Consider the following 26,282-nt stretch of genomic DNA (forward strand, 5'->3'; position numbering starts at 1 on the left):
CGGATGCGTATGGGGGGTGGTGGGGCGCGGGTGGTCGGGCAATCGGCCCAGATTTGTCGATACCCCCGGTCATGCCCACGCCCTCGCGTCGAATGGATCGTCGATGGCGGCGTAGTCCTCGAACGCGACGATCACGGCAGCGGCGATGCTGGGCGGCAGGCGGGAATCCGGCACGAACTGACAAACTGACAGAACTGACGGAACCTCGTCGGCGACACTTTCTCCATCGCGCTTACTCGGATCTTCGGTCGAACTGACGGACTGACAGTACTGACGAAACCCACGGTATTCTTGCGCCGGTGGGTGCTCATTCGCGTTATGGTTGGGTTTTGTCAGTTCCGTCAGTTTGTCAGTATGAACGGGAAGGCCCTTAGCCGCGCGTAGCCATTTGCTCATTCTTGCCCTCCATAACGGCAGGGTTGACCACGAAAAGACGCTTGGGGGCACCGCCCTTGGGGCCAGACGGCACCTCGACGGGCTGGATCAGGTCCGCAGTCTCAAGGACTTTGATCGCCGGATTGATTGCCTCCATGTCCTGCAGGTGCGCGCGCTGTTTGCGGCGCACATCCCGTGCAGTGAAGTGTTCCCAACCTTCCTCTTGGATCAGCGCGACAAGGGCGCGCGCAGACCGCTGGGCGGGGCTTCCCGAATGTTCGGCATAGGCACGGCGTGCCATCGGCAGCAGGTAGCTTTCAACCAGATGAGCCGCCCGACCGAAGTGATTAATCGACACTTCGACCGGCTCCACGGCCTCTTGGCTGGCCCACTCCATCATGCCCAAAACAAGCGAGAGCCGGACGGCGACGCCAGGCAGCTTCCCGATGAAAGAAAGCAGCAATCCTTCGGCATCAGCCTCCCATTCCCGCACCGCCTTGCGGAAGTGGTCCAGCAACTCGCGGGCATCCTCCGAGAAGGGCACGAACCACGGACGGATATGCCCACTTTCATCGGCAGGCATCTGCAGCGATAGCAGGCGCTGCAGGGCACCATCAAGAAAGGCGTCGTCTTGCTGAGCATCAGGGCGTTTGACCGGCGCGGGATGCGGCCAAGCCGGCATCAGGCGAGCAAGAAGGCCATCGTCGTCGGTCTTGATTAGCAGCGAGCGCAGACGGTCGGGCTGGATGCCTCCGAGAACGCCGATTGTCAGGCGATCGATATAGACCGGATCGCGACCCATACGCTCGACGGAATAAGAACGTCCGCCATAGGCTTCCAACCAAAAGGGCCGGTCAGATCCACCACCGGAATAGCGACTCATGCCCTGCAACCAACCCGCCAATTCGTCGCGGGCAAGCAACGTGCCCCGCGGTTGACTCGACATAATGACGGCCAGCTTCTCGACCGTCGCATCAGCCAGAGCCAGCCGGGGCATCGCAGGTTCGTCGCCGGGGTTCGCGCTGGCAGGGCGTGCGGGCGGCTCGTCGCCCGCCTTGATCGCAGCCTTGACCGCCTCCTTCCATGCCGACTCGGCCAGCTTGGCGACCTCTGCCTTGGCGCGCCAGTCGTCGAGGTCGCCTTGCACTTTCTCGCGCATGGCCCGCTCCGCCTTTTTCAGGGGAACCAGCACCGCATCGAGTCCAGGGCTTTTACCTGCCGACGGATTGCCGATGATGACGAACCACGGCACTGGCGGTTCCGCCCATCCTGCCCAAGGCGATGCCCAACGCGTGTTGCCGACCAGCGAGCCGCAAACTGACAAAACTGCCGCAACCACATAGTCAGCCGGTGCGCCCTTGCAGTCTGCAGCGGAACTGATCCAGTCGGCCCATTGGGGCGAGAAAACTTCACCCAAGTGCAGCGTCGGCGGTTCGGGAAGATCGGAGCGAAGTAACCGCAGATCTGCGTCGGGCCATTCGGGATTGAACGCGATTTCGTCTTTGTGGATTTTCTGCACGATCACGTTCATGCCGCGCCCCTTTTCGACTTGAGAACATCGGCCCAATCTTGGCCGTTCGGCGCGGGCAGCAGCGACACCTGCCACCCTTTCGCCTTGGCTTTCATGGCGAGCGCCTTGCCCGCGTGGGTGCCTGCGTCATCGCCATCGGTGGCGACCGTCAGCCGACCGGGAATTTCGGGCAGCAGCAGACCGGACATGCCCGACGTGCTGAGTGCCGCCCAGATCGTCGCCGGGCGCGCCAGCAGGCCAGAGGCGAGCGCCAGCCCGGTTTCTATGCCCTCGCATACAACCAGCGGCCCATCTGCCTTAGCGACCTCGACGTGACCGCCAGCGGTCGTGCCCAGCATCATCTTTTTCGGCTCGACCTGTGCCTTCGCCGAGCCGTGCGGGGTTAGGTAGGTGCGATGAACGGCGGGCAAACCCAATCCCTCGACCAGCGCCACCATTGCGGGCAGGCGTTGTGCAGTCGGCCCATGCCAGCACGCGGAATGGAAGCGCAGGGTCACCGGCAGGGGGGCAGTGATGCCCCGGCACTCGCGAAGATATACGTCGGCGGGCGTTCCGCTGATCAGCCCGGCCTCATTCCAGCAGCGCAGCGCCTGATCGGCCCGCTTCTGGGCTTCCCGACGTTCAACCTCGCGGATCGCGGCCAACTCGGCCTGCGAAGGCGGGGAGAAGCTGCCCTTGCCTTCGACCAGCCCCAGACCGCGTAGGGCGACCATGATGTCCTCGAAGCGGCAGCCAGTATGGCAATGAAGCAGAAGGCGACCGTCGCGACCGTCGCTCACCGAAAGCGCTGGGGTCTTGGTGTTGGTGTGGGCGGGGCAGAAGCACAGCCCGCCATCGCGACCGGGGCGACCGCGCAGGGCGGTGACAATCTCACGGGCGTTCATTCGCTCGCCTCCTCGCCGGTTTCCGAGAATTCGGCCAGCCATTCCAAGAAGGTCGCTATCTGATCCAGGTTGTCGCGCAATTTGGCCGCTTCGGGATGCGCGATCTGGACGTGCCAGAATGCACCATTTTTGGGATCGGGGTCTTCGTCGGCCCAGAGTGTGTGCAGATAGTCCAGGCGAGCGGAGTGGCCTGTCAGTGCTTTTGCTGCCTTCAGGCAATGCTCTGCCACGTCCATGGGAATTCGGAACGTGTCGGCGGTCATGCGCTGCCCTCCCCGTAGATCAGTCCCGCAATCATCGCAGCTTGCTCGGCGTTCAGGCTGTGGCGGTTAACGAGGTGCAGCACGCGCAGGGCAGCGATGCCGACCGGCGTGAAGGGGGCGGTTGCGGCATCGTCTTGCACGGGGTAGAGTCGATGCGAGAAGCCAGCCGCTTCGATATTTGCCCCGTTCGCCGTGCCATCGGCGGCGGGGCGTTCCATTTTCAAGTTCATGCTGTGATCCTCTCAGGCCGCGCGACGTGCAGCTTCCCAGACGTCCAATTCGGACGCCTTCCAGCGGGTGCAGCCGGGCGAAAGGGAAATGGGCTTCGGGAAGGTCGGGTCAGCTTTGACCCAGCGCCAAACGGTCGGACGGGTCACGCCATACCGCTCGGCAACCTGCTTATCTGATACAAACATCCTGCATCCTCTTGTTTCGGGATGCCTCTCAATTTGACCAGATTTTTCAGCTACGCACGACTATTGCGGTTCGAGCAATTCAGCCTTTACCCGGACTGAACGGTTCCGCATCAGGATGACCAAGTTCACGAAGGCGCATCTCCATGTGCCGCTCGCTATCCTCGAACTCAGGATTTTCCTTTAGCCACTCACGGTGCTTCTGTAGCGCCGCGAAACAAACGGTACGGCCCACGCCAAACACGGACTGTGCGTGCGTTACGACCGCCTCGACCGGCTCTTTCCAAACATCGATGTGCCTCCAGAGGAAGTGCTCTAGGTCGGTATTTCGCGACCCACGTTTCGGTGCGCCCTTCTTGGACCGCTTGACCACGAACTTGATGCCGAATGGCGTCTTGCAGTCGGGATCAATGTGATCAGCCAGCAGCTTTATGAATGCCGGGTCATCGCATCCGCTTCTGATAAGCGCCGCAATGTCGCGCATGGCGTCGTCGCTCTCAAGGAATCGCAAGTCGCAAAAAGACGCCCAGGGCATACCCTCACGCATCACACACCCCCAAGTACGCGGCCCAATCGGCCATCATCTGCCTGCGCTTTTCCATCATGTCGCCCCGACGATAGGCCCGCTCGACTGCGGAACCGACCGTATGCGCCAGCGCGATTTCGGCCATGTCGCGGTGATAGTCCGTGCGCTCGGCTGCCCAATCGCGAAACGTCGAGCGCAGGCCGTGCGGGACGGCAGGACGGCTCGAACGTGAGTCCAGCCAGCCCTTACGACCGGCCCTCACCTCATGTGCGTGCATTCGGCGCATGACGGCGCTGATCGTCATATCCGAAAGCTGACCGTTTCGCGGCGCGGCGAAGATGTAGGGACTGCCTGCCTGACGCGGCAAAGCTTCGATGATCGCCAGCGCTTGCTCGGTTAGGGGGACGCGGTGCTCCTTTTCCGCCTTCATCCGTTCGGCACTGATCGTCCAGACCTTCGATTTCATATCGATCTCGTCCCAGGTCGCGCCGCGAACCTCTCCTGACCGGCTCGCGCAGAGCGTAAGGAACTCGAGCGCCCTCGCCGAAATACCTTCGCGCCGACGCAATGCCGCGAACCAACCAGCCGCATCATCGAGGGCTATAGCTGGCCAGTTCCCCTTGTCGGCGATCTTTCCGGGTTTGGGCAGCAGCGCATCGAGGTTGCCACGCCAACGGGCCGGGTTATCCCCTGATCGGTGGCCCGCGACTGTCGCCCAAGAGATAATCGCCTCGATCCTGGCGCGCACGCGGGACGCGGTATCGGTCTTCTCGTGCCAGATCGGTTCGAGGGTGCGAAGCATGTCCTGTACTGTCAGATCGCCCACGAGCATGTCGCCCAGATGGGGAACGGCATATCGGTCGATGCTGGACCGCCAGCGAATGCGATCCTTGTCCGTGCCTAGTTCGACCAGCTTCGCATCCGCGTATTTCTCGAAGGCATCCTTGAACGTCATGCCCCGCCTCTGAGCGGCTGCCAGAGCGGCCCTAGCGGCCTTCCGTTCCTCGATTGGGTCGATGCCCCGCCAGACCTGATCCTTGGCCTCACGCGCCCTCTCACGAGCCTGACCAACGCCCACGTCGGGATAACTGCCCAGACCCAAATCGCGACGCTTGCCACCGATAGTCGTTCGCAAGATCCAGCTACGCGCCCCGGTCGGCGTGATTTGCAGGTAAAGGCCTGTCACGCCCCCGACCGCGAACATGGCGTTGCTGCGGCCTTCGCCAGGATGCGAGAGCCGCTTAACTTCGATGGGGGCGAGTTCGGGAACCATCTTCGGCATTTTGCACTCACGTCCTACCCATCGAAAACTGTAGTGGATGGGTGATATTGGGTGCAACAGAATGTTACGAGCAACCAGCCTAAGTCGCTGATTATCCAGAGAAGATATTACAGATTGCGTCGCACTGTTTCGCGACAATGGTGGCGGTACCCGCCTCCAAAATTTTCAAGCACTTATCCATGATGGTGCCTGCCGGGGTAACACTCGGGGTATCAGACTGCTGTTCTGATCTCGTTCTGTTGACTGGGGCTTATCCCTTGCTTGATGTGCCCGCATGATCTGACGAGCCTCGCCCGCATATTTCGCAATCATCTCTTGGGTGGCATGCCCGGAATAGGCGGCGATTCGATCGTCGTCCCCGCGATAGCGAAGTGCTCGCAAGTCATAAGCTTCCAGGCCGAGGCGCTTGCGCTCCTTAAGCATCAGATCGGCCATGTAGCGATAGCTGATTGGGTTGCTGCCTCGCTTGATTGGGATCGCCCCGATTTACTCGCGCATGCGAGCAGGTTCTCTTGAGCACCTGAACCCGAAATATCACACTGTGGCCGATGTTCACCTGTCTGCGACAGCGTCAAAACGAATGGGCGGAAGCCCGGCAACAGCGACAGCGCGCGTGGGAACTATGCGACCGAGATGCCCCGCGACAACGAGTCGAGATGACATTCGGAGCAGGCCGCCCCCTTCAAGGATCCCGCTAGCGCGTCTCGGGGCCTCCGCCGGCTGCGGGTCGAACTATCTCACACCACCCTCACGGCGACCCGCAATGATGATCCGCCAGAGTGGTTTTCCGGTGTCGATCAATTAGGGCCCGGCACCGCCGCGGATTGAAAATGTCCGCGGCGCAAATGCCCGAGCGTGTCATTCAGACGCAAAAGCGGATAGGTCGAAACGCCCGCGACGATGTGTCGGCGAATATCGCTCTCCTCAGTGGCGGCCATCGATCCTGGTCCCCGCAGCGATGGCGCAGGGACCAGCCAGTTCAGTTCGACTTCTTCATCTCTCCGTCTGGTTCCATCGCATCGGATTTCATCTTGTCCGCGGCCATGTCGCCCTTGGCCATGTCGCCCTTGGCCATGTCACCCTTGGCCAGGTCACCCTTGGCCATGCCATCCGCATCCTTGCAATCGGCCGCCATTTGGCCGTCAGTCATGCAGTCCTGCTTGTCCATGCTGTCGGTCTTCATCTGGTCCGCGGGCATCGTCGCCGGGGCCGCGTCCTGGGCATGGGCCATGCCCAGCGAGGCAATGATCAGCGAAGCAAATGCAGTGGTTCTGGCAAGCATCATGATCTCCTTTGATGAGCCGTTGCGGGTCCGTTCCCGCAACTTGCACCCGGTTCTTCGCGGCGGAGCGGTAAGCTGTTACAGGGGTTCACGCCGATGTGAAAACGTCCGATGCGCGCCTTGCTGTGGCGGATGTAACCTTTTCCCCAGACGGGCCGAAGAAACCGGGGTGAGATTGCACAGACCGACCGAAGCTGAACTGCATGCGCTTATGGTGGCCTCGCTTGCCGGCGATGCGGCTGCCTATAGATGCCTGCTCGAATCCCTGACCCGGATCCTGCAGGGCTATTTCCGCATAAGGCTCTTTGAGGATCTCGCGACCCATGCCGACGATCTGGTGCAGGAAACCCTGCTGGCGCTGCATCTGCGCCGCATGACCTTCGATCCGGCCTTTCCGCTGATGGCATGGGTGCAGGCCATCGCCCGCCACAAGCTGATCGATTTCCTGCGCCGGTCGCGTCGGCAAGGGAAGATCCCCTTGGACGACCAGATCGACGTCCTGGCCGACCCCGTCGACAGCGTGGCAGCGGTCGAACACCGGCACGATCTCGATACCTTGCTTTCGCATTTGCCTGCCCGCAGCCGCGATGTCATCGGCAAGGTCAAGATCGAGGGCAAATCCGTGGCCGAGACCGCGAACGAGACCAATCTGTCGGTCGCATCGGTCAAGGTGATCATTCATCGCGGCATTGCCGCATTGCGCAACCAGTTCGGAGGCAAGACATGACCGGCGGGCATAAGGATCTGATCGACCGTCTGGTCTCGGAATTGCAGCCGGTTTCGCCGCGCGCGGTCGAACGCGGTCTGTTGACAAGCCTCGGCATCGGGCTGATGGGCGCGGCGGCACTCATGCTCTTTGTCCTCGGGCCGCGACAGGACTGGGCAGCAATGATCGGGAGCGTCGCGTTCCAGGCCAAACTAGTCTATGCCGCGGTGCTGACCCTGACGGCGCTGGCGGCCCTCCGGCGGCTGGCGCGGCCTGTGGCGCGGGCACCCCTCGCGCGCCGTGTCCTGCCGATCATCTTGGGGCTGACCGGCGTCATCGCGATTGCGGCCCTGATCCATGCCCCACCCGAGGATCGGCGCGGGCTGCTCATGGGGAGCACGGCGCTGGTCTGTCCTTTCCTGATCGCCCTGCTCGCGGCGCCGATTTTGGCCATGCTGCTCGCTGCCCTTCGGCGCCTCGCGCCCACGCGCCCGACCCAAGCCGGAGCCGCGGCGGGCCTTCTGGCCGGGGCAGGTGCCGCCTTCGTCTATTCCTTCCATTGCCCCGAGAGCGGCCTTCCCTTCGTTGCCCTGTGGTATAATGCGGGCATCCTGCTGTGCTCGGCCGTCGGAGCCGCGCTGGGTCGGCATATGTTGCGCTGGTAAAGGGGCCGATTTCATCATCCGAGGTAACCTTTGGCCGCGCGCAAACGAAGACAGCTTCAGAGAGGAGAAACCATGCTCAGCAGAAGACAGATGCTTCTTGCCGGATCCGCGCTTTCTCTTGCCGGAATTGCGTTCCGGGCCTCCCGCGCCGAGGCCGCAAGTTTCGCCGTGACGCGTCGCGAGGAAGAGTGGCGGGCGATCCTGACACCGGGTCAATTCGATGTCCTGCGCAATCACGGCACCGAATATCCCGGCTCCAGCCCCTTGCTGAAGGAACTCCGCGACGGGGTCTTTGCCTGCGCGGGTTGCGGGCAGGATCTGTTCTCGTCCGAGACCAAATATGACAGCGGCACGGGCTGGCCCAGCTTCTGGGCCCCACTCAAGGGAGCGGTCATCACATCGCAGGACAATTCGCTGGGGATGGCCCGCATAGAGGTGCTCTGCGCCCGCTGCGGCGGGCATCTGGGCCATGTCTTCAAGGACGGGCCCCAGCCGACGGGTCTGCGCTATTGCATGAACGGGATTGCGATGACCTTTCGACCGACAGCTTCCTGAAGAACCTGCTCGACAAGGGACAGCCGACCAGATGTTGCGATGCAAGTTTCCAGACCCTGGAGGAGAAGTCCATGAACGCATCCTTGGCTGATTTCATCCGGCCCCTACGCCTCGTGGCGTTTGCCGTTGCCCTGACGATGGGCGTGCAGATGACACAGGCACAGGAGGGGCTGAAGATCCCCCCGCCCAAGCAAGACATCGCTGAAACGGGCCGCAGTCAGACCGCCGTTTTCGCGGGCGGCTGCTTCTGGGGCATGCAGGGGGTGTTCCAACATGTCAGCGGCGTGAGTAACGCCGTCTCGGGCTATGCCGGAGGCGAGGCAAATACGGCGAACTACCGGATGGTCGGCGGCAGCGGCACCGGCCATGCCGAAGCCGTGCGCATCACCTACGACCCCTCCAGGATCAGCTATGGCAAGCTGCTGCGGATCTTCTTTTCCGCCGCCCATGACCCGACGCAGTTGAACCGTCAGGGCCCTGATATCGGTACCCAATACCGCACGGCGATCTTTCCGCAAAACAAGGAACAGGCTGCCGTGGCCCGGGCCTATATCGCCCAGCTGAACGCGGCCCGCGTTTTCCGAGCGCCTATTGCCACCACCATCGAGCAGGGCAAGAATTTCTACCCGGCCGAAGCGTATCATCAGGACTATCTCGCCAATAATCCGACGCAGCCCTACATTCGCATCAACGACCTGCCAAAGATCGAGCACTTGAGGACCCTGTTCCCGGATGTCTGGCGCAAGGACCCAGTCCTCGTGGCCGAGGCAGGCGCGGGCGGTTGATCGTTCGACATGGAGACCGGCGATCAAAGCGCGATGCGGTGAAGGCGTGGGGACGCCCGCAGCTTCGCGCGCCGAAGTGACGGCAAGATCTCACCGCAATGGGCCGGCCCTGAACCCGACAGCAGAGCCAAGCTGGCTCTACAGCAGCGCTATGCAGCGGGAAGGTTCGTCGGAAACACGATCTGCATCGGCAGCGGAGGAGGAGCGCGGTCCGAATACAACTGATCGAGCAGAACTTCGAACAGCGTTTGCGAGCGTTGGGTGAAAACCGCCATCATGACTCCCTCTTGCAGCAGCGCGCGCGTATCGGGCCCCAATCCGTGGCCGATCAGACGAACTTGTCCGGCCCGACCGGTGCGGCGCAAGGCCATCGCGATCCCCTGGGATGAGCCCCCGACATTGTAGATGCCGCGCAGATCCGGATAACGCTCGAGCAGCGACAGCGTCATCCGCATGTTGATGAGCGGGTCGTCCTGTCCCTCGATCATGCCGGCAAAGCTCAGCTGCGGATGGTCGCGCTGGATCAGTTCCTGAAAGCCCAGCTCGCGTTCGACATGGGCGCGGTAATGGCGGGTCGCGGCGATGACGGCCAACTCACCGCCGGACGCAGGCGCCGTCGCGGCCAGCAGAAAGGCGGCCGTTCGCCCGGCCGCAAGATTGTCGATGCCGATAAAAGCCCGTCTGGTCGAGCCGGTAATGTCGCTGATCAGCGTCACTACCTGCTTTCCCTGCGCGGTCAGGCTGTCGACCTCATCGCGCACATCGGGGTGATCGACCCCGAAGAACGCGATGGCGTCGGATTTTCGACCCAGCCTGCGCAGGCTGAGCGCCGTGGTTGCGGGATTCATCGACTCCATCAGGAAGCTATGGATCCGCGCGCCGCGATCACGCACCTGCGACCATCGCCGCAATTCTTCGTTCATTTGCCGGATAAAGGGATTGGCGGTGCCTGGCAGCAGGACGGCCAGGCGCAACCGATCACGGCGCAGCAGCTTTTCAAGCTGGGCCTCGGACAGGTAGCGGCATTCGGCGGCGGCGCGCAGCACGCGCTCGGCGGTCGCGGGTCGCACATTGGGACGGGCGTGCAGTACCCGGTCCACGGTGGCCTCCGAGACCCCGGCCGCGCGGGCGATGTCGCGGATCCCCACACGGTTCTGCTGATCCATCAAAACCCATCAAGAAGTGAGCGTTGACGCCATGTCACCCATCCATCACCCTCCCGTCAATGACGCAAGGGAGGAGCCTTGCCTCAGGGGATGATTCAGGGAGGAGACCATGACGAAACCGTTCGGCCTTTCGCGCCGGAGCCTGCTGGCTGCCGGTGGCGCGGCGCTTCTGGCGACACCGTTCCTTGGCAAGGCCGCGCGCGCGGCGACTGTGCTGCGCTATGGCCATATGCATACGCCGAATTCCATCGCGGGGGCTCAGGCCGAATGGTTCGCCAAGGCCGTGGCTGAAAAGACCGGCGGCGAACTTGCCATCGAGATTTTCCCGAACTCGCAACTGGGCAAGCTGCAGGAACTGGCCGAGGCGGTCTCGACCGGGTCCATCGCCTTTTCGCATAACACGGCGGGCGCGATCGGCTCGCTGCACGCGCCTTTCGCGGCCTTCGACACCCCCTATCTGTATCGCGACGTGGATCACCTGATGCAGGTGATGGATGCGAAAAGCCCCGTCATGGCCGAACTCAATCAGGGCCTGATCGAGGCTTCGGGCACGCGCGCGCTTTACGCCTTTTACTTCGGCACCCGCAACCTGACCGCCGACCGCGAGGTCAAGAGCCCTGCCGACCTGTCCGGCGTCAAGATCCGCTCGATCCCCTTCCCGATCTACATGGCGACCGTAGAGGGCCTGGGCGCTGTCCCGGTTCCGGTCGATTGGTCCGAGGTTCCGACCGCGCTTGCGACCGGCGTCGTCAATGGGCAGGAAAACCCGATGAACGTGCTGGTTTCGGCCAAGCTCTACGAGGTGCAAAGCCATCTCATGCTGACCGGCCATATCGCCGCCGCGCAGGTGGTGATGATGAATGACGATGTCTGGAACGGCTTCTCGGATGCCCAGAAAGAGGCCGTCTCGGCCGCGGCCGAGGAAACCCGCGCCCGCGCCTCCGAGGAAATGCTCAAGGCCGAAGCGACCGACCTGCAGGCGCTGCGCGACAAGGGCATGAAGGTCATCGACGAGGCCGCAGGTCTGGATCTGGCCGCATTCCGCGACAGCGTGAAGACCCGCGTCTCGAAGGAATTCGACGCGCAATGGGGCGAGCTTTACGGCAAGATCGCCGCGGTCGCCTGATGCCGGAAGCCTCGGCAGCATATCTCGCAGCGCCCGCCCCTCCGCGGGCGCTGGACCTCTTGACGCGGGGGCTTCTGGGCATTTCGACCGGGCTCATGCTGCTGATCATCGCCCTGATCGTGGCGCAGGTGGCGGCCCGCAATATCTGGAATATCGGCTTGCCCCGTGCCGAGGAAATCTCGCGCTTTTCGGGCGTGCTGGCGGTTTATTTCACCGCCCCGCTGCTGGCGCTGCGCGGCCAGCATGTCGCGGTCGATGTCTTCACGAGCGCCCTGCCGCGACTGCCGAAGCTCGTCTGTTTCATTCTGGCGGAACTGTCGATCCTCGCCTTTTCGGCGCTCACGCTCTGGGGCGGCTGGCTTTATCTGAAGCGCGCGTGGAAGTTCAAGACGCCCGCGCTTGGCATCCAGAACATCTGGCTCTTCGGTCCGGTGATGCTGTGTTTCCTCCTGCTGATCGTGATTGCGCTTTGGCGGATCAGCGCCGTGCTGCGGGCTGAAAGGGCCATGAAATGACCCTGACACTGCTACTGGCCTTTGGGCTTTTTCTGCTCATCGGGGCACCGATTGCCGTCGCCCTTGGCCTGTCCTCGGCGGTGACCATCTTGGCGCATGGCCTGCCCGCGACGGTTCTGCTGCAACGCGCCGTGAACTCCATCGACAGCTCGCCCCTGCTGGCCGTGCCGATGTTCATCATGGCCGCCGCGCTTCTTAGCGCGACCGGCGTCACGACCTATATGTTCGATCTTGTCCGCATGGTCGTCGGGCGGGTGCGCGGCGGCATGGCGCATGTGAACATCCTGCTGTCGCTGGTCTTCGCCGGCATGTCCGGCGCGGCCTTGGCCGATATCGGCGCGCTTGGCGGGATGCAGGTCCGCGAGATGGAGAAGCAGGGCTATACCCGCCGCTTCGCCGCCGGTCTGACCATCGCCTCGGCCACGATCGGCCCGATCTTTCCGCCCTCGATCCCGCTGATCATCTTTGCCGCGGCGGCCGAGGTCTCTCCGGTCAAGCTGCTCTTGGCGGGGATCGTGCCCGCCCTCATTCTGACCGGGATGCTGATGTTCTATATCGCGCTGGTCGCCAAGCGCCAGAACCTGCCCCGCGACGATGTCTCGCCCAGCCTTCCGGCCTTTCTGCGGCTATCGGTGATCTCGCTTCCGGCGCTGATGACGCCCGTCCTGCTGATCGGAGGACTGCTCTCGGGCTATTTCGGCCCGACCGAGGCGGCGGGCATCACGGTCGCCTATGCCATCCTGATCGGGGTGCTGGTCTATCGCACGCTGACGCTGAAAACCCTGATCGACTCGGCGCGGGATACCGTGCTTGCCACCGCGAATATCCTCTTCGTCGTGGCGGCGGCGGCGATCTTTGCCTGGGTCCTGACCATGGATCAGGTGCCGATGAAGGCCAGCGCATGGCTTCTGGGCATCTCGGACAATCCGCTGGTCCTGCTGCTGATCCTGAATGTCGTGCTGCTGGTGGCGGGGATGTTCCTCGAATCCATCGCGGCGATCCTGATCATCGCGCCGATCGTCACCCCGGCCCTCATTCAAGCTGGTGCCCCGCCCGAGCAGATCGGCGTGGTCATGGTCCTGAACCTGATGATCGGGCTTCTGACCCCGCCCGTGGGGATGAGCCTCTACATGATGTCGATCACCGTGAAGATGCCCTTTGCCGAGGTGGTGCGCGGCGTCGCTCCCTTCTTCGTTCCGCTTTTCCTGGCGCTGGCGCTGGTCACGTTCTTCCCGGGCCTGACCGCATGGCTGCCCACCTATCTGATGGAGTAATCCGATGAGCCGCTTTCTTGGCCCGATCCGCCAACTTGGCTATGTCGTCCCCGATATCGAAGAGGCCATGGCCCATTGGTCGGGCGTGATGGGCGTCGGCCCCTTTTTCTACAACCCCCGCGTCCCGATCGAGGACTACACCTTCGAGGGCCAGCGCTATGAGCCGCATAACTCGGTCGCGCTGGCCAATGCGGGCTATATTCAGGTCGAACTGATCCAGTGCCGCAATGCCGTCCCCTCCTGCTACAAGGAATTCACCGACGCCGGGAATTGGGGCCTGCAGCACACCGCCTATTGGACCGAGGATTATGACCGCGACCTTGCCCGCATGGAGGCCGAGGGTTTCCGCGTGAAGATGTCGGGCCAAGTCGGCGCGGCGGGGCGCTTCGCCTATTTCGACCGCGAGACCCATCCCGGCACCTGCATCGAGCTTTCCGAGGTCAAAGGCCCGAAAGGCCGCATGTTCGACCTGATCCGGGCCGCCTCCGAAGGCTGGGACGGCTCGGACCCCGTGCGCCCCTTCCCCGACCTGTCAAAGATCTGAGCCGATGATCCGCGCTACATATACCGTCGAGACCCCCTGCCCGATCGCCGAGGTCGCCGCCATGATGGCGGGCGAGCAAAGCGCCGGAACCTTTGTCCGGGTCGAGGGTGAGACGGACGAGTTGCGCGCGCGCTTCGGTGCCCGCGTGATCTCGACCGAGCAGATCGGAGAATCCGCCACGCCCTCGCTGCGTTCCGCATGGGCCGAACGGCGCGGGTTGACCGGCGCTCGCGGCATCTACCGCGTCGTGATCGACTACCCCGAGGACAATGTGGGCGTGAACCTGCCCACCTTGGCCTCGGTCGTAGCGGGGAACCTCTACGATCTGGGCGAGGTCACCGGGCTGAAGCTCATGGATGTCGCGGTGACGCCGGAATACCGTGCCCGCTATGACCTGCCCGCCATGGGGATCGCGGGGACGCGCGCATCGGTCGGCGTGCAGGGCCGTCCCATGTTCGGCACGATCATAAAGCCGAATATCGGTCTTTCGCCCGAGGAAATCGCGGATCTGGTCGAGCGTCTTTGCGTCGCGGGCGCGGATTTCATCAAGGATGACGAGATCGCCGGAACCCATCCCCATGCCCCGGTCGATGCCCGTATCCGCGCGGTGATGGACCGGGTCCGGCGGCATCGCGACCGCACCGGCAAGCTGGTCATGGTCGCCTTCAACATCACAGATGAGACCGACGCCATGCGCCGCCATGCCGATCTGCTGGCCGAGCAGGACGGCACATGCGCCATGGTCTCGCTGAACTGGGTCGGTATGGCGGCGGTGCAAACGCTGCGGCGGCACACGCCGCTTGCCATCCATGGCCATCGCAATGGCTATGGCGGCATGGGGCGGCATCCCTTGCTTGGGTTGGGGGTGCGGGCCTATCAGCTGCTCTACCGTCTGGCCGGGATCGACCACATGCATGTGCATGGCATGGGCGGGAAATTCTCGGATCTCGACGAGGACGTGACCGACGCGGCACGCCATTGCCTTGAACAGATGGGACCGGGGGATGACCGGGTGATGCCGATCTTTTCCTCGGGGCAATGGGCGGGAACGCTGCCCCATACGCTGGAGCGGATCGGCTCGGACGACCTGATGTTCCTCTGCGGCGGTGGCATCATGGCCCATCCGGGCGGTCCCGCTGCGGGGCTCGAGAGCCTGCGGCACGCCCATGAAGCGGTCCGCGAAGGCCTTTCGCTCGAGGCTGCTGCCCAGACCCGCCCCGCGCTTGCCGCCGCCCTGACGACCTTCGGCAGAAAGGGCTAGGCCTTGGCCTATATTTTTGTCGCCGACGATTTTACCGGCGCATCCGACACGCTCGCGACCCTCTCGCGCGCCGGCGTGCGGGCGCGGCTCTTTCGCAACCTGCCCGGACCGGCAGATCTGGAAGGGCTCGAGGCATGGGGCATCGCTACGGCCGCCCGCTCGATTGGCCGCCACGAGATCGCGCGGCTGGCTGCAGAGATCGGGGCGGGTCTCGCGCCGCATGCGCCGGATTTCCTGCATCTCAAGGTCTGCTCGACCTTCGACAGCAGCCCTGAGATCGGCAATATCGCGGCCCTCGCCCAAGGGCTGGCGGACGCCTTGGGAATAGCCGACCTCGCGGTGATCGGGGGACAGCCGTCGCTTGGCCGCCATGCTGTCTTTGGCACCCTTTTTGCGCGCGGACCCGACGGACGGGTGCATCGCATCGACCGCCATCCGGTCATGTCGGCCCATCCCGTTACGCCGATGCACGAGGCCGACCTGATCCGCCATCTTGGCGCGCTTGGCCTGAACGGCTTGCACCATGTCGGGCGCGGCTGTCACGGGGGCGCATTTCCAAGGTTCTACGACGCTCTCGATCAGGCCGACATCGCCTTCATCGGCAAGGACCTGCGCGTGGCGGGCGATCGCCTGCTGGTGATGGGCGCATCCTCGGTCGCCGAGGCGTGGCTTGCAGGACGCCCGGCCCGCGCCGAATCCGTGCCGCCGCCGCGCCCCTCGACGGGGCCGGTCTTTGCCTTCGCCGGCTCGCGTTCCTCGCTGACCACCACGCAGATCGCGGCCGCCTCGGGCCTGTCATGCCTGCCACTCAATCCCGCGGATCTGATGGCCGAGGCCGAGGCCTTCCATGCCGCAATCGCCTGGTCGAAGGAACGGCTCGATCGCGGACAGGATTGCATCGTCTACCTGACCGCTGAAATGGCGAGTGCCGCCCCGCCAGCCGAGATCGCCCGGATGAGTGCGGAATTTGTCGCGCAGGTGATCGACACAGCCCGGATCGGCGGGCTGGTCATCGCAGGCGGCGACACATCAAGCGCCATCGTGAACAGGCTTGCGCCCTGCTGGCTCGACCATGCCGGAGACATCTGCCCGGGGGTTCCTATCCTTCATGCAGGTTTCGAAGGGAGGGGCCTTTTGCTGGCGCTAAAGGGCGGGCAGATGGGCGACGCGCGTTTCTTTGACCGGGCCGCAGCGGAAATTCACGGCCACTGATTCGGACGCGATCCAAGGGTCATCTCAGTTGGCCGACTTCCTTGCAAATCAGATCATACCTGCATCGAACCCGACCGATAGCGGGCCTCGCTTTGGCAGCATTACATTCTAGTGTGGCCAACTCGTCGCGCACTTTCGGTGGATTGAACCCAGCGTGACAGGGAGGTGCGGGGCTCTGGCGTCAACTGCGCTCTGCTTTGCGGCAACGGTGGTACCTGCGCCGATCTCTGGACCTACTCACGCGGCAAGACATTCCGCCCGGCGCATTTCGCCGTAAGCATCAAAGGGCTAACACCGGCAACGAGCAAGGGACTGGCCTCGCGGCGGCCCGCCTCGCACATATCACCGTAATAATGTCATATGAAATAAAAAATATATGACATTTCTGATGAGGCTGATACGCTGCCCATAGGGAGATCTGTTGGAGGGAGGAAGGACGATGCTCAATCGTCGCAAGATTCTTGGAACATTGGCTGCGGGCTCGGCCTTGATGGCGCTCGGCGTGCCGGCGCTGGCGCAGGACAAGACTAAGCTTCGGTTTTCCGCGGTTTTCTCGGAGCAGGATATCCGCGCCGAGATGATGAAAAAACTGGCCGCCGCCATCGGTGATCGGTTCCAGACGGAACTGTATTACGGCGGCACCCTGTTCAAGCAGACGACCGAGATCATCGCAATCCAGCGTGGAAATCTTGAGATGGGCAATGTCGCGCCGCAGGATATCGCGACGCAGATCCCGGCCTTCTCGATCCTGACCTCGGCCTATCTGTTCCGGGACGCCGCGCATATGCGCGCCTTTTTCGCGAGCGATGCCGGGGCGGAAATGAAAGCCATGGCCGAGGACCAGCTTGGCATCCACATCTTGGGGCCGACCTATTTCGGAACGCGTCATGTCGGGTTGAACATCGACAAGGACATCAAGACGCCCGCCGACATGTCGGGAATCCGGCTGCGCATGCCGGGCGGGGATGCCTGGCAGTTCCTTGGCCAAGCCCTGGGCGCGAACCCCACCCCGATGGCCTATGCCGAGGTTTATACCGGCTTGCAGACCGGTGCCATCGACGGGCAGGACAACCCCCTGCCCAATGTCGAGAACATGAAGTTCTTTGAGGTCATGAAGCAGATCGTGCTGACCTCGCATCTTGTCGGCTATGATCTGCTCGTGATCTCCAAGAAAATCTGGGACGAGATGGATGACGCGCAGCGCGCGGCCTTCCAGAAGGCCGCGGATGAGGCGATCGACTGGAGCCAGGAACAACACCTCGCGCGGGAAACGGAATTGGCCGCGACCTTCGAAAAGAACGGCCTCAAGATATCGACCCCCGATATCGAGGCGTTCCGCACCCACGCCCAGAAGATGTATCTTGAGAACGAGATCTCGAAGGAATGGCCCGAGGGCATGCTGGACCGCATCAACGCGATGTAATCCCTTCGCCGCGCTTGGCATGTCTCCGGGCGCGGCGACCGTTTCAAGGACATCAAGATGAGCGATCCAGGAAAAATCGGCGGCTGGCTGCACCGCCGGGCCGAGAATGTCGCGGTGCTGATGCTGGCGGTGATGTTTGGCGCATTCCTTGTCCAGATCGCCTCGCGCTATCTGTTCAACCTGCCCGGCGGCATCGCCAGCGAACTGACCATAACCATGTGGCTCTGGGTGGTGCTGTGGGGCGCGGCCTTTGTCCTGCGCGAGCGCGACGAGATCCGCTTTGACGTGATCTACAGCGCGGTCGGCCCGCGACCGCGGCGGCTGATGACGCTTTGCGCCTCGGCGGTGCTGCTTGTCCTATACGGCTATTCGCTGCCGGCGGTCTGGGACTATGTGACCTTCATGAAGGTCCAGAAATCCTCCTATCTGGATATTCGCTATGACTGGCTCTATTCGATCTACATCATTTTCGTGGTGGCCGTGCTGATCCGATATGCCCGGATCTTCATCCGCGCCGTTCTTGGGAACGTCCCGAAATGACGCTCACCGATCCTTTTACCATCAGTATCATCTCGATCGTCTGCCTCGGCGTCCTGGGACTGCCGATCGGTCACGCGATGATCGCCTCATCCATCCTCTACCTCATGCTGGCGGGGCTCGACATGGGCACGGCGGCAGAGCAACTGCTGAATGGCATGTTCTCGAGCTATATCCTGCTTGCCGTGCCATTGTTCATCGTCGCGGCAGAGTTGATGAATGCGGGGTCGATGACCCTGCGGCTACTGGCTTTCTGCAATGCTTTCGTGGGCCGCTTTCCGGGCGGTCTGGCCTTGGTCAATGTCGTGCAAAGCATCATCTTTGCCGGCATGTCGGGTTCCGCCATCGCCGATGCGGCGGGCGGCGGGAAGCTGATGCAAAAAATGATGACCGAGGGCGGCAAATATCCTCCCGCCTTTGCCGCCGCGCTGACCGCCGCCACGGCGGTGATCGGGCCGATCATTCCGCCGTCGATCCCGATGGTGATCTATGCCTTGGTGTCGGATGCCTCGATCGGCTACCTGTTTCTCGCGGGCGTCGTGCCGGGTCTGCTGATGGGGCTGGCGCAGGCGCTGATCGTGATCGTCTCGGCCCGGCGGCGCCGGTTTCCGGTCGAGCCGCCCGTGCCGCTGCGCGACCTGCCCCGCGTCACACTTGACGCCTTTCCGGCGCTGATGATGCCGGTGGTCCTCTTGGGCGGCATCTATGGCGGTGCGACCACGCCGACCGAAGCCGCCGCCATCGCTGCCTTCTATGCGCTGCTGATCTCGGCGTTGCTCTATCGCAGCATCAGCTTTTCGACCGCCTACGACTCGCTTCTGGCCAGCGCGAAAAGTACCGCCTCGGTGGGCATGCTGATCGCGGGTGCTCTGGTGTTCAACTATGTTGTGACGGTCGAGAACATCCCCGCCGCCCTCAGCGCTTGGCTGTCCGGATTCGACCTTTCGCCCTTGGGCTTCCTGCTCATGGTGAACCTTGTCCTGCTGGTACTGGGCTGCCTGCTCGAGGGAACGACGATCCTGCTGATCGTCATCCCGGTCCTGATCCCGACCGCACAGGCTCTGGGCATCGACATGGTGCATTTCGGCGTTGTCTGCGTCGTGAACATCATGCTGGGGCTGATCACGCCGCCCTATGGCCTGCTTCTGTTCATCATGACCAGCATTTCCGGCTGCTCGCTGCGCCAGATCGTGCGCGAGATCCTGCCCTTTCTCGCAGCGCTGCTTGTTTCACTTTTGCTGATCACGCTCTTGCCCGGCCTGTCGCTTTGGCTGCCGCGCCTGTTCGGCTATAACGGATGACGATTTCGATGCCCAAACCGATCCATGTGCTCAATGGCCCGAACCTGAACCGGCTGGGCCGCCGCGAACCCGAAATCTATGGCAGCACGACGTTGGCCGAGGTCGAGGCAATCTGTCGCGACGCGGCGGGCGAGTGCGAATTGGTCTTTCGCCAGACCAATGCCGAATTCCAGATGATCGACTGGATTCACGAGGCAATCGACGACTCTTCGGCGCTTCTGATCAATCCCGCCGCATGGACATTCACGTCGATGGCCGTGATGGATGCGCTGAAGATGTATCCCCACCCGCTGATCGAGTTCCATATCAGCAATGTCCACCGCCGCGAGCCGATCTATCACAAATCGCTGGTCTCGGCCCATGCCACGGCGGTCATGGCGGGCACGGGGGCGCGGGGCTATGGGCATGCGATCCGTATCCTGCGCGAGATGATCGAGGATCGCCGCGTCGCCTGACCGGGTCAGGCGGGGATGCGCCCCGAGGCGATGACATGCTCCATCCCGGCGCGGATATGCGCGGCCAGCAAGGCGACAGTCTGATCAACCTCGCGGGTCAGGACCAGATCGCGCAGCCGCTCATGTTCGCGGGCCGCGGGTGCGCCACGGAAATCCAGGGCCAGCAGGTGATAGCGGATATAGCGCTCGAAGATATTGGCATGGGTGGCCAGCAGGGCGGGCATGTCGCAGGCGGACACGATCGCCTGATGGAAGTTCCAGTCATACTGAACCCATTCCTCGACCGCGATGTCACCGCCCCCGATCAGAGAGCCCTCGGTCGATTTCAGCATATGGAACGCGGATACGACCCGGGCCTCCCAATCCAGCTTTCCCAGTGACAGAGAACGCCGCAAGGCGTGGCATTCCAGCAGGATCCGCATCTCGCCCAGTTCTCGCAACTCGGAAATGCGGACCGGCGCGACTTCGAAACCGCGCTGCCCCTCGGCGACGACAAAGCCTTCGGCGGCCAGACGGCTGAGGACTTCGCGCAGCGTGCTGACGCTTGCCCCGTAAGTCTGCCGCAACGGATCAAGGCGCAGCCGCTGCCCCGGCCGTAGCCCGCCGCGGATGATGTCCGAGCGGATCTGGCCCAGCGCCATGTCCCCCACCGTGCCGCCAGAGACGCCGGGCGCGAAAAGATCGGAATCCATGCGTGTCTGCACCATTACATTGCCGCCTTGCCATTCATATCAAACGGCGCGGCCGATCCAATGCCGTTCGGAGCACTCGGATGAGAATGGGCAGGACGGATCGGGGCCATGCCCGGCGCAGCGGGTCAATCCAGCGCGATCTCGGACAGGAAGGCCGCGCCGAAACGCTCGATCCGGGCCGCGTCGAGATAGCGCGCCAGATCGCGGGGACGGTCTTCGGCGATCCGGCGCAGCGCCGACATGCTGACCGAAAGCGGTTTCTCGGTGCCGTCCTCGCCGCGGGAAAGTCGCGACTGGATCTCTGCGAGCCGGTCGAAAAGCGCCCCCGAGGCCCGCCCGGCCAATGCCTTGCGCAGGGGATGCATCTGGGACGCCGCGCCGGAAATGACCGCAAGAAACTCCTCGCCGTAGCGTGCGAGCTTTTTCGCGCCGATGCCGCCGATATGCGCCATCTCATCCAGGGTTTGCGGACGTTTCTGCGCCATCTCGATCAGCGTCCGATCCGGAAAGATCACATAGGCCGGCACGCGTGCGGTTTCGGCCAGCGCGCGCCGCTTGGCCTTGAGCGCCGAGAGCAGAGGCGCATCCTCGTCATCGACCTGCGCGCGCACGACGACCGCCGGCCGGGCGCGAGCGGTCAGATCGCGGCGCAGGAGGATGCGTTCCTCTCCGCGCAGCACCGAATGGGCGGCAAGGGTGATCGCCAGACCGCCATGGCGCTCCGGGTCGGGCCGGATCAGGTCGCGTCCCATCATCTGGCGCAGGATAGCCTGCCATTGCTGACGCGGAATGTCGCGCCCGACACCGAACGTGGGCAAGCGGTCATGGCCGCGCTGCGAAATCCGTTCGGTCGAATTGCCGATAAGGACGTCGATCACATGGCCCGCGCCATATGTCTGGCCGGTACGCAGGATCGCCGACAATGCCTTTTGCACGGCTTCCGTCCCGTCGAACGTGTCCGGCGGTTCCGCACAGATGTCGCAATTTCCGCAGGCCGAGGCCGTTTCGCCGAAATAGCCCAGCAGAACCGCCCTTCGGCAGGTCGCGGCCTCGGCCAGCCCCAGAAGCGCGTTCAGCCGCGCGTGATCGGCAAGCTTGCGCTCGGGCGGTGCCTGCCCCTCGTCGATCTGGCCGCGGCGCAGGCGGATATCCTCGGGGCCATAAAGGGTCAGCGTTTCGGCAGGCGCACCGTCCCGGCCGCCCCGCCCGATCTCCTGATAATAGGATTCGATGGATTTCGGCAGATCGGCATGGGCCACCCAGCGGATATCGGGCTTGTCGATCCCCATGCCGAAAGCCACGGTCGCGGTGACGATCAGCCCGTCCTCGCGCTGAAATCGGGTCTCGACGGCGCGGCGGGCCTCGGGCTCCATGCCGCCGTGATAGGCAATGGCGGAAAGCCCGGCCTCGTTCAGGGCCTGTGCCAGCGTCTCGGTCTTGGCGCGGGTGCCGCAATAGACGATGCCCGACTGACCCCGCCGTGCCGACGCGAAATCGAGAATCTGGCGGCGCGGCGTATCCTTAGGCTGAAACGCCAGATGGATGTTTGGACGGTCGAAGCCGCGCAGGAAGATCTGCGGTTCGGTCCCGTTGAAAAGCCGGGCCATGATCTCGTCGCGGGTCTCGGCATCGGCGGTCGCGGTGAAGGCCGCCAGCGGAACGCCGAGCGCCCGGCGCAGCTCGCCCACCCGCAGATAGTCGGGGCGGAAATCATGGCCCCATTGGCTGACGCAATGGGCCTCGTCCACCGCGATGGCCTCGACGCCCGCGCGTTTCAGCAGCGGAACCGTCGCCCCCGAGGCCAGACGTTCGGGGGCGATATAGAGCAGCCGCAATTCGCGCGCGTTGAGGGCGCGGATCACCTGGGCGTTGTCTTCCTCGGAATTGCCGCTGGTCAGGGCCGCGGCGGCGACGCCCGCCTCGGTCAGGGCGCGGACCTGGTCGCGCATCAGCGCGATCAGCGGAGAGATCACCACCGTCAGCCCCTCGCGCATCAGCGCCGGCAGTTGATAGCATAGCGACTTGCCGCCGCCCGTCGGCATGATCGCCAGAACGTCGCGGCCCGAGGCCACGGCGTTCACGATCTCTTCCTGGCCGGGACGAAATCCGTCAAAGCCAAAGACCTGCCGAAGCAGCGGCGCGGCCGACATGGTCAATAACCGTAGAAGAAGCCGGCGTTATTGATCAGGGCGCGCTGCAAGATGATGATGCCGATGAACACGACCAGCGGAGCCAAATCCAGTGCGCCGGTATTCGGCAGGATACGGCGGACCGGCGCGTAGAGTGGTTCAAGAACGCGGTTCAGCCCGTCCCAGATCTGTCCGACCAGCGGCTGGCGCAGGTTCAGCACCTGGAAGTTGATGAGCCAGGACATGATGATATGGGCAATCATCACGAACCAGACGACATCCAGTATCAGCATTAGAGCTTCGAACAGCGTGCCCATCATTCCCCCGGCTTTTGCATGTCAAGGACAGGTAAGGCAGGCCCCGCATTTGCGCAACCCTGACCGCCGCAGCGTCCGGATTGACGCATTGCCGCCGCATAGCTAGCCCGGCTCCATTGAAGGAGGACCGATGTACCCCATCCTGCGCTTTGCCAGCGAGATGCTGAAATACCGCCGCGCCCCCCGGATCGGCCTGCTCGAGGCCCATGTCTCGACGCATCGCTGCTGGCCCTGGGATCTCGACCCCTGGATCGAGCTGAACAATGGTCGCACCCTGACGCTTTACGATCTGGGCCGCCTCCCGATGGCGTCGCGCACGGGGATCATCGGCACCATGCGCAGTCAGGGCTGGGGCATCACGGTGGCCGGGAACTCGGTGCGCTACCGCCGCAGGGTCAAGGCCTTCGACCGCTTCACCATGGTGTCGCGCACCATCGGATGGGATGCGCGCTTTCTCTACATGGAGCAGAGCATCTGGCGCAAAGGCGAATGCTGCAACCACATGCTGCTGCGCGCCGCGATCACCTCGGGCAAGGGGATCGTGCCCCCCGCAGAGTTGCTCGCCGCGGCGGGTCAGGACACGCAAAGCCCGGATCTGCCGGGTTGGGTCAGCGCCTGGATCGCGGCGGATGGGCAGCGACCCTGGCCGCCCAGCTTGCCCGACTTGGCGGCCCATGATCCGAAAGACGACTTGCCAGCCTGAACCCGCTTGGGCCTTATGCGCGCAGACGAGGCCAGACGGGACAGGGGCATGGAGCGCAAGCGGATCTGGGGTTGGTGGTTCTTTGACTGGGCCAGCCAGCCCTATGCCACCCTGCTCACCACCTTCATCTTTCCGGTCTATTACGCCGAGGTCGCGCGCAGCCATTATGTCGCGCAGGGCATGACGCCCGAAGCGGCGGGCGCGGCGGCACAATCGCTCTGGGGCTATGGGCTGGCGGTCTCGGGCTTGCTCATCGCGCTGCTCGCCCCCCTTCTTGGCGCGATTGCCGATAATAGCGGACGCCGGCTGGTCTGGGTCTGGACCTTTTCGGCCTTCTATGTGGCGGGGGCCTGGGGCCTGTGGTTCCTCAGCCCGGATCAGCCGCATCTGCATCTGGCCGTGATCTGTTTCGGACTTGGGCTGATCGGGATGGAGTTCGCCACCATCTTTACCAATGCACTTCTGCCGGGGCTGGCACCACGGGACGAGATCGGGCGCATTTCGGGCTCGGGCTTTGCCTTTGGCTATCTCGGCGGGGTGATCGCGCTTTTTGTCATGCTGCTTCTGCTGGCCGAAAACGCGCAAACCGGTCTGACCCTGCTCGGAACCGCGCCGATCCTTGGCCTTGATGCCGCCGCGCGCGAGGGGACCCGGGCAGTCGGGCCTTTCACGGCATTGTGGTATCTGGTCTTCATGATACCCTTTGCGCTTTGGGTGCGCGAAACTCCCGGAACGGACCGGGAGCGGCGTCCATTGCGTTTGAAATCCGCGATGTCGGATCTGTGGCGGCTGATCCGGGGCCTTGGCGAGCGGCGCTCGCTCGCGGCCTTTCTGCTTTCCTCGATGTTTTCGCGCGACGCGCTGAACGGGCTCTATGCGTTCGGAGGGCTTTACGCGGCCGCGGTGCTGGGCTGGCCGGTTATCCTGTCGGGTATTTTCGGCATCGTTGCAGCGCTTTCGGCCACGGTGATCTGCTGGCTCGGCGGCCGCGCCGACCGGCGCTGGGGGCCGAAACCGGTGACGATCGCCTGCACGTTGGTCCTGATCCTCGTCTGCGCGATCGTGATCGGCATGGACCGCCAGAGCATCTTTGGCCTGGCCCTGCCCCCCGGCTCGCGCCTGCCCGACGCGCTGTTCTTTCTGTGCGGCGCGCTGATCGGGGGTGCGGGCGGGGTGTTGCAGGCGGCGGGCCGCACGCTGGTCGTGCTGCATGCAATTCCCGGCCGCGCGACCGAGGTCTTTGGCCTTTACGCACTCTCGGGCAAGGCGACGACCTTTCTTGCGCCCTTCCTGATCGCGGTGGTCACCGATCTCAGCGGGAATCTGCGCCTCGGCATTTCTCCATTGATCGTGATGTTCCTTCTTTCGCTCGTTTTGTTAAGCTGGGTCAAAGCAAGAGGGGAATACGAGCAGTGATCAAGAAATTTCTGAGCGCGCTGGCCGTTTCGCTGGCAGCCGCCCTTCCGGCAACGGCTGATCCGCTTGCCAAGGACGTGTTCGGCCGCACGCCCGGCCCGACCGGAGGCGCACCTGCCGCCATCGGCTTTTACTCCAAGGGCTGCGTCAACGGAGCGATGCAACTGCCGGAATCCGGCCCGACCTGGCAGGCGATGCGGCTGTCGCGCGGCCGCAACTGGGGCCATCCGGAACTGGTCAGCTTTGTCATCGGCCTGTCCAAGGCGGCGCGGCAGGCGGGCTGGCAGGGTCTCTATGTCGGCGACATGAGCCAGCCGCGGGGCGGCCCGATGCTGACGGGACATGCGAGCCACCAGATGGGGCTGGACGCAGATATCTGGCTCTTGCCGCCCTCCAGCCTGCAGCTTTCGCCCGCGCAACGCGAAAGCATCTCTTCCGTATCGGTGACGAATGCCAAGGGCACGGCGCTATCCGGGAACTGGTCGGCCTCGCATATGGCGATCATCCGCGCCGCCGCACGCGATCGCCGGGTCGAGCGCATCTTCATCGACCCGATGGCCAAGGTCGCGATGTGCCAGCAAGAGACCGGAAACCGGGCCTGGCTGCGCAAGGTCCGCCCGATCAATGCGCATAACTACCATTTCCATGTCCGGCTGGGCTGCCCGGCCGGGTCCGTCTGTCGCGAACAGGACGCCCCGCCGCCCGGAGACGGTTGCGCCGAGGCCGCCGAATGGATCAAGAACCGGCTCGATCCCAGCCGGGTCAAACCCGTGCCTCCGGATCCCGATTATCGCCACCCCCGCAGCTATCGACTGAGTGAGATGCCCCAACAATGCCAGGCCGTCGCGACCGCCCGCTAAGCGGAAGCGCCTCAGCCCACCGGATATGGCAAAGGCGGCCCCTGACCGGGGTCGCCCTGGCATTTCTGGCGGTCATCGGGCTGC

At 63.6% G+C, this 26,282-nt stretch carries 31 protein-coding genes; 17 read left to right on the forward strand and 14 right to left on the reverse strand.

Translation table 11 applies throughout. The features are described from left to right. Nucleotides 1–69 precede the first annotated feature (69 nt). The 10 genes from ESZ60_RS06335 to ESZ60_RS06380 form a co-directional block, all read right to left on the reverse strand. Nucleotides 70–396, reverse strand: coding sequence for a hypothetical protein (locus ESZ60_RS06335; RefSeq protein ID WP_134679573.1), 327 nt, complete (start codon nt 394–396; stop codon nt 70–72). Next, nucleotides 371–1,906: a YfjI family protein gene (locus tag ESZ60_RS06340; RefSeq protein ID WP_134679574.1), complete on the reverse strand. Its 1,536-nt coding sequence runs from the start codon at nt 1,904–1,906 to the stop codon at nt 371–373. Before ESZ60_RS06340 ends, ESZ60_RS06335 begins: the two co-directional genes overlap by 26 nt. Beyond that, entirely contained in the window at nt 1,903–2,790 is an 888-nt protein-coding gene (locus ESZ60_RS06345) for a DUF7146 domain-containing protein (RefSeq protein ID WP_134679575.1), read from the reverse strand. Before ESZ60_RS06345 ends, ESZ60_RS06340 begins: the two co-directional genes overlap by 4 nt. Beyond that, nucleotides 2,787–3,053, reverse strand: a complete 267-nt coding sequence (locus tag ESZ60_RS06350) for a hypothetical protein (RefSeq protein ID WP_134679576.1) — start codon at nt 3,051–3,053, stop codon at nt 2,787–2,789. Before ESZ60_RS06350 ends, ESZ60_RS06345 begins: the two co-directional genes overlap by 4 nt. Next, a complete protein-coding gene (locus tag ESZ60_RS06355; RefSeq protein ID WP_134679577.1) occupies nt 3,050–3,283 on the reverse strand; it encodes a hypothetical protein in 234 nt (77 codons plus the stop codon). The genes ESZ60_RS06350 and ESZ60_RS06355 overlap by 4 nt, the downstream gene beginning before the upstream one ends. Before the next feature lie 12 nt (nt 3,284–3,295). Continuing rightward, a complete protein-coding gene (locus ESZ60_RS06360) occupies nt 3,296–3,469 on the reverse strand; it encodes a helix-turn-helix transcriptional regulator (RefSeq protein ID WP_134679578.1) in 174 nt (57 codons plus the stop codon). A 79-nt stretch (nt 3,470–3,548) separates the two neighbouring features. Beyond that, on the reverse strand, nt 3,549–4,013 hold the full coding sequence (locus ESZ60_RS06365; RefSeq protein WP_134679579.1) for a hypothetical protein: 465 nt from the start codon (nt 4,011–4,013) through the stop codon (nt 3,549–3,551). Beyond that, nucleotides 4,006–5,274 (reverse strand): tyrosine-type recombinase/integrase, encoded by a 1,269-nt coding sequence (locus ESZ60_RS06370; RefSeq protein WP_167620080.1) that lies wholly within the window; start codon nt 5,272–5,274, stop codon nt 4,006–4,008. Before ESZ60_RS06370 ends, ESZ60_RS06365 begins: the two co-directional genes overlap by 8 nt. Nucleotides 5,275–5,439: 165 nt before the next feature. Further along, a complete protein-coding gene (locus ESZ60_RS06375; protein WP_209021249.1) occupies nt 5,440–5,709 on the reverse strand; it encodes a hypothetical protein in 270 nt (89 codons plus the stop codon). A 544-nt stretch (nt 5,710–6,253) separates the two neighbouring features. Further along, the gene (locus ESZ60_RS06380) at nt 6,254–6,559 is read right to left on the reverse strand and encodes a pentapeptide MXKDX repeat protein (RefSeq protein ID WP_134679580.1); all 306 of its coding nucleotides are present in this window, start codon (nt 6,557–6,559) and stop codon (nt 6,254–6,256) included. A 166-nt stretch (nt 6,560–6,725) separates the two neighbouring features. Here ESZ60_RS06380 and ESZ60_RS06385 point away from each other — a divergent pair, with 166 nt between their 5' ends. The 4 genes from ESZ60_RS06385 to msrA all read left to right on the forward strand — a co-directional run bounded on the left by ESZ60_RS06385 (nt 6,726) and on the right by msrA (nt 9,267). Continuing rightward, on the forward strand, nt 6,726–7,283 hold the full coding sequence (locus ESZ60_RS06385; protein ID WP_209021250.1) for a sigma-70 family RNA polymerase sigma factor: 558 nt from the start codon (nt 6,726–6,728) through the stop codon (nt 7,281–7,283). Beyond that, nucleotides 7,280–7,927, forward strand: a complete 648-nt coding sequence (locus ESZ60_RS06390) for an NrsF family protein (RefSeq protein ID WP_134679581.1) — start codon at nt 7,280–7,282, stop codon at nt 7,925–7,927. The genes ESZ60_RS06385 and ESZ60_RS06390 overlap by 4 nt, the downstream gene beginning before the upstream one ends. A 72-nt stretch (nt 7,928–7,999) precedes the next feature. Next, complete coding sequence (gene msrB / locus ESZ60_RS06395) at nt 8,000–8,482, forward strand: peptide-methionine (R)-S-oxide reductase MsrB (RefSeq protein WP_134679582.1); 483 nt, start codon at nt 8,000–8,002, stop codon at nt 8,480–8,482. A gap of 71 nt (nt 8,483–8,553) precedes the next feature. Further along, nucleotides 8,554–9,267, forward strand: coding sequence for a peptide-methionine (S)-S-oxide reductase MsrA (msrA, locus tag ESZ60_RS06400; RefSeq protein ID WP_134679583.1), 714 nt, complete (start codon nt 8,554–8,556; stop codon nt 9,265–9,267). A gap of 149 nt (nt 9,268–9,416) precedes the next feature. On the opposite strand, the gene ESZ60_RS06405 is transcribed toward msrA, so the two are convergent. Beyond that, on the reverse strand, nt 9,417–10,433 hold the full coding sequence (locus ESZ60_RS06405) for a LacI family DNA-binding transcriptional regulator (RefSeq protein ID WP_134679584.1): 1,017 nt from the start codon (nt 10,431–10,433) through the stop codon (nt 9,417–9,419). A 109-nt stretch (nt 10,434–10,542) separates the two neighbouring features. Here ESZ60_RS06405 and ESZ60_RS06410 point away from each other — a divergent pair, with 109 nt between their 5' ends. From ESZ60_RS06410 to ESZ60_RS06455, 10 genes are all read left to right on the forward strand, one after another. Continuing rightward, the gene (locus ESZ60_RS06410; protein WP_134679585.1) at nt 10,543–11,559 is read left to right on the forward strand and encodes a TRAP transporter substrate-binding protein; all 1,017 of its coding nucleotides are present in this window, start codon (nt 10,543–10,545) and stop codon (nt 11,557–11,559) included. Next, nucleotides 11,559–12,074: a TRAP transporter small permease gene (locus tag ESZ60_RS06415; RefSeq protein WP_134679586.1), complete on the forward strand. Its 516-nt coding sequence runs from the start codon at nt 11,559–11,561 to the stop codon at nt 12,072–12,074. Before ESZ60_RS06410 ends, ESZ60_RS06415 begins: the two co-directional genes overlap by 1 nt. Beyond that, nucleotides 12,071–13,348, forward strand: coding sequence for a TRAP transporter large permease (locus tag ESZ60_RS06420; protein WP_134679587.1), 1,278 nt, complete (start codon nt 12,071–12,073; stop codon nt 13,346–13,348). Before ESZ60_RS06415 ends, ESZ60_RS06420 begins: the two co-directional genes overlap by 4 nt. A 4-nt stretch (nt 13,349–13,352) precedes the next feature. Then, nucleotides 13,353–13,892: a VOC family protein gene (locus tag ESZ60_RS06425; protein ID WP_134679588.1), complete on the forward strand. Its 540-nt coding sequence runs from the start codon at nt 13,353–13,355 to the stop codon at nt 13,890–13,892. A 4-nt stretch (nt 13,893–13,896) separates the two neighbouring features. Next, on the forward strand, nt 13,897–15,153 hold the full coding sequence (locus tag ESZ60_RS06430; RefSeq protein ID WP_134679589.1) for a RuBisCO large subunit C-terminal-like domain-containing protein: 1,257 nt from the start codon (nt 13,897–13,899) through the stop codon (nt 15,151–15,153). Nucleotides 15,154–15,156: 3 nt separating this feature from the next. Continuing rightward, nucleotides 15,157–16,365, forward strand: coding sequence for a four-carbon acid sugar kinase family protein (locus ESZ60_RS06435; RefSeq protein WP_134679590.1), 1,209 nt, complete (start codon nt 15,157–15,159; stop codon nt 16,363–16,365). Between the two features lie 439 nt (nt 16,366–16,804). Next, nucleotides 16,805–17,788 (forward strand): sialic acid TRAP transporter substrate-binding protein SiaP, encoded by a 984-nt coding sequence (locus tag ESZ60_RS06440; protein ID WP_134679591.1) that lies wholly within the window; start codon nt 16,805–16,807, stop codon nt 17,786–17,788. A gap of 57 nt (nt 17,789–17,845) precedes the next feature. Further along, entirely contained in the window at nt 17,846–18,328 is a 483-nt protein-coding gene (locus tag ESZ60_RS06445; protein ID WP_134679592.1) for a TRAP transporter small permease, read from the forward strand. Beyond that, on the forward strand, nt 18,325–19,626 hold the full coding sequence (locus ESZ60_RS06450; protein ID WP_134679593.1) for a TRAP transporter large permease: 1,302 nt from the start codon (nt 18,325–18,327) through the stop codon (nt 19,624–19,626). Before ESZ60_RS06445 ends, ESZ60_RS06450 begins: the two co-directional genes overlap by 4 nt. A gap of 8 nt (nt 19,627–19,634) precedes the next feature. Next, the gene (locus ESZ60_RS06455) at nt 19,635–20,081 is read left to right on the forward strand and encodes a type II 3-dehydroquinate dehydratase (RefSeq protein WP_134679594.1); all 447 of its coding nucleotides are present in this window, start codon (nt 19,635–19,637) and stop codon (nt 20,079–20,081) included. 5 nt (nt 20,082–20,086) lie between these two features. Here ESZ60_RS06455 and ESZ60_RS06460 read toward each other — a convergent pair whose 3' ends face one another. The 3 genes from ESZ60_RS06460 to ESZ60_RS06470 form a co-directional block, all read right to left on the reverse strand. Then, nucleotides 20,087–20,788: a GntR family transcriptional regulator gene (locus tag ESZ60_RS06460; protein WP_245155598.1), complete on the reverse strand. Its 702-nt coding sequence runs from the start codon at nt 20,786–20,788 to the stop codon at nt 20,087–20,089. A 110-nt stretch (nt 20,789–20,898) separates the two neighbouring features. Beyond that, a complete protein-coding gene (gene recQ, locus ESZ60_RS06465) occupies nt 20,899–22,923 on the reverse strand; it encodes a DNA helicase RecQ (RefSeq protein ID WP_134679595.1) in 2,025 nt (674 codons plus the stop codon). Nucleotides 22,924–22,925: 2 nt separating this feature from the next. Next, nucleotides 22,926–23,219 carry a YggT family protein gene (locus ESZ60_RS06470; RefSeq protein WP_134679651.1) on the reverse strand — a complete coding sequence of 98 codons (294 nt, stop codon included), beginning with the start codon at nt 23,217–23,219 and terminating at the stop codon, nt 22,926–22,928. A 130-nt stretch (nt 23,220–23,349) separates the two neighbouring features. Here ESZ60_RS06470 and ESZ60_RS06475 point away from each other — a divergent pair, with 130 nt between their 5' ends. The 3 genes from ESZ60_RS06475 to mepA are packed head-to-tail and all read left to right on the forward strand — an operon-like array spanning nt 23,350 to nt 26,198. Next, nucleotides 23,350–23,922, forward strand: a complete 573-nt coding sequence (locus ESZ60_RS06475; RefSeq protein WP_134679596.1) for an acyl-CoA thioesterase — start codon at nt 23,350–23,352, stop codon at nt 23,920–23,922. Nucleotides 23,923–23,970: 48 nt separating this feature from the next. Continuing rightward, nucleotides 23,971–25,338, forward strand: a complete 1,368-nt coding sequence (locus ESZ60_RS06480) for an MFS transporter (RefSeq protein WP_134679597.1) — start codon at nt 23,971–23,973, stop codon at nt 25,336–25,338. Then, nucleotides 25,335–26,198: a penicillin-insensitive murein endopeptidase gene (gene mepA / locus ESZ60_RS06485; RefSeq protein WP_134679598.1), complete on the forward strand. Its 864-nt coding sequence runs from the start codon at nt 25,335–25,337 to the stop codon at nt 26,196–26,198. Before ESZ60_RS06480 ends, mepA begins: the two co-directional genes overlap by 4 nt. Nucleotides 26,199–26,282 lie beyond the last annotated feature (84 nt).

The organism is Paracoccus ravus, from assembly GCF_004522175.1.
Taxonomy (GTDB): domain Bacteria; phylum Pseudomonadota; class Alphaproteobacteria; order Rhodobacterales; family Rhodobacteraceae; genus Paracoccus; species Paracoccus ravus.

Excerpts from the sequence above, each read along its gene's own strand:
- ESZ60_RS06335 (WP_134679573.1), bottom strand. The coding sequence starts at position 396 with ATGAGCAAATGGCTACGCGCGGCTAAGGGCCTTCCCGTTCATACTGAC.
- ESZ60_RS06340 (WP_134679574.1), bottom strand. The coding sequence starts at position 1,906 with ATGAACGTGATCGTGCAGAAAATCCACAAAGACGAAATCGCGTTCAAT.
- ESZ60_RS06345 (WP_134679575.1), bottom strand. The coding sequence starts at position 2,790 with ATGAACGCCCGTGAGATTGTCACCGCCCTGCGCGGTCGCCCCGGTCGC.
- ESZ60_RS06350 (WP_134679576.1), bottom strand. The coding sequence starts at position 3,053 with ATGACCGCCGACACGTTCCGAATTCCCATGGACGTGGCAGAGCATTGC.
- ESZ60_RS06355 (WP_134679577.1), bottom strand. The coding sequence starts at position 3,283 with ATGAACTTGAAAATGGAACGCCCCGCCGCCGATGGCACGGCGAACGGG.
- ESZ60_RS06360 (WP_134679578.1), bottom strand. The coding sequence starts at position 3,469 with ATGTTTGTATCAGATAAGCAGGTTGCCGAGCGGTATGGCGTGACCCGT.
- ESZ60_RS06365 (WP_134679579.1), bottom strand. The coding sequence starts at position 4,013 with ATGCGTGAGGGTATGCCCTGGGCGTCTTTTTGCGACTTGCGATTCCTT.
- ESZ60_RS06370 (WP_167620080.1), bottom strand. The coding sequence starts at position 5,274 with ATGCCGAAGATGGTTCCCGAACTCGCCCCCATCGAAGTTAAGCGGCTC.
- ESZ60_RS06375 (WP_209021249.1), bottom strand. The coding sequence starts at position 5,709 with ATGGCCGATCTGATGCTTAAGGAGCGCAAGCGCCTCGGCCTGGAAGCT.
- ESZ60_RS06380 (WP_134679580.1), bottom strand. The coding sequence starts at position 6,559 with ATGATGCTTGCCAGAACCACTGCATTTGCTTCGCTGATCATTGCCTCG.
- ESZ60_RS06390 (WP_134679581.1), top strand. The coding sequence starts at position 7,280 with ATGACCGGCGGGCATAAGGATCTGATCGACCGTCTGGTCTCGGAATTG.
- msrB (WP_134679582.1), top strand. The coding sequence starts at position 8,000 with ATGCTCAGCAGAAGACAGATGCTTCTTGCCGGATCCGCGCTTTCTCTT.
- msrA (WP_134679583.1), top strand. The coding sequence starts at position 8,554 with ATGAACGCATCCTTGGCTGATTTCATCCGGCCCCTACGCCTCGTGGCG.
- ESZ60_RS06405 (WP_134679584.1), bottom strand. The coding sequence starts at position 10,433 with ATGGATCAGCAGAACCGTGTGGGGATCCGCGACATCGCCCGCGCGGCC.
- ESZ60_RS06410 (WP_134679585.1), top strand. The coding sequence starts at position 10,543 with ATGACGAAACCGTTCGGCCTTTCGCGCCGGAGCCTGCTGGCTGCCGGT.
- ESZ60_RS06415 (WP_134679586.1), top strand. The coding sequence starts at position 11,559 with ATGCCGGAAGCCTCGGCAGCATATCTCGCAGCGCCCGCCCCTCCGCGG.
- ESZ60_RS06420 (WP_134679587.1), top strand. The coding sequence starts at position 12,071 with ATGACCCTGACACTGCTACTGGCCTTTGGGCTTTTTCTGCTCATCGGG.
- ESZ60_RS06425 (WP_134679588.1), top strand. The coding sequence starts at position 13,353 with ATGAGCCGCTTTCTTGGCCCGATCCGCCAACTTGGCTATGTCGTCCCC.
- ESZ60_RS06430 (WP_134679589.1), top strand. The coding sequence starts at position 13,897 with ATGATCCGCGCTACATATACCGTCGAGACCCCCTGCCCGATCGCCGAG.
- ESZ60_RS06440 (WP_134679591.1), top strand. The coding sequence starts at position 16,805 with ATGCTCAATCGTCGCAAGATTCTTGGAACATTGGCTGCGGGCTCGGCC.
- ESZ60_RS06445 (WP_134679592.1), top strand. The coding sequence starts at position 17,846 with ATGAGCGATCCAGGAAAAATCGGCGGCTGGCTGCACCGCCGGGCCGAG.
- ESZ60_RS06450 (WP_134679593.1), top strand. The coding sequence starts at position 18,325 with ATGACGCTCACCGATCCTTTTACCATCAGTATCATCTCGATCGTCTGC.
- ESZ60_RS06455 (WP_134679594.1), top strand. The coding sequence starts at position 19,635 with ATGCCCAAACCGATCCATGTGCTCAATGGCCCGAACCTGAACCGGCTG.
- ESZ60_RS06460 (WP_245155598.1), bottom strand. The coding sequence starts at position 20,788 with ATGGTGCAGACACGCATGGATTCCGATCTTTTCGCGCCCGGCGTCTCT.
- recQ (WP_134679595.1), bottom strand. The coding sequence starts at position 22,923 with ATGTCGGCCGCGCCGCTGCTTCGGCAGGTCTTTGGCTTTGACGGATTT.
- ESZ60_RS06470 (WP_134679651.1), bottom strand. The coding sequence starts at position 23,219 with ATGGGCACGCTGTTCGAAGCTCTAATGCTGATACTGGATGTCGTCTGG.
- ESZ60_RS06475 (WP_134679596.1), top strand. The coding sequence starts at position 23,350 with ATGTACCCCATCCTGCGCTTTGCCAGCGAGATGCTGAAATACCGCCGC.
- ESZ60_RS06480 (WP_134679597.1), top strand. The coding sequence starts at position 23,971 with ATGGAGCGCAAGCGGATCTGGGGTTGGTGGTTCTTTGACTGGGCCAGC.